The organism is Neisseria sp. P0021.S007, from assembly GCF_051956855.1.
This window is the reverse complement of the sequence record NZ_JBQCXA010000997.1, coordinates 1-553: the sequence shown is the minus strand read 5'-3', so window position 1 is coordinate 553 and position 553 is coordinate 1. Positions and strand designations below refer to the sequence as shown.

The 553-nt window shown below is 55.5% G+C and carries 1 protein-coding gene; it reads left to right on the top strand.

Annotated features, from left to right (window positions below; translation table 11 throughout):
* The coding region (gene ubiG / locus ACTHUR_RS17170) for a bifunctional 2-polyprenyl-6-hydroxyphenol methylase/3-demethylubiquinol 3-O-methyltransferase UbiG (RefSeq protein ID WP_440399913.1) at window positions 1-553 on the top strand (553 nt) is incomplete at both ends.

Genomic DNA, 553 nt, shown 5'->3' with positions numbered 1-553 from the left:
ATCGACGGCTATGCCGGATTGGCAGGCAAACGCGTGCTGGATGTAGGTTGCGGCGGCGGTATTTTGTCGGAAAGCATGGCCAAACGCGGCGCAGAACACGTTACCGGCATCGATATGGCGGAAAAATCCCTGCAAACCGCCGCTGCCCATGCGGCCAGCCAACACGTTGCCAATATTGATTACCGCTGCATCCGCGTCGAAGACCTCGCTGCCGAAGAGCCGCACAGCTTTGACGTGGTAACGTGTATGGAAATGATGGAACACGTTCCCGATCCGTCTGCCATCGTTCAAGCCTGCGCGAAACTGGTCAAACCCGACGGCATGGTGTTTTTCTCCACCATCAACCGCAATCCCAAATCTTATCTGCATCTGATTGTCGGCGCAGAATATCTGTTGAAATTCGTCCCCAAAGGCACGCACGACTGGAAAAAATTCATCACGCCGGCAGAACTCGCGCGCATGTGCCGCCAAGCCGGATTGGATACCGTCGGCAGCAAGGGCATGACCTATAATTTGTTGAGCGGCCGTTATTCCTTGTGCGACTCGACCGAGG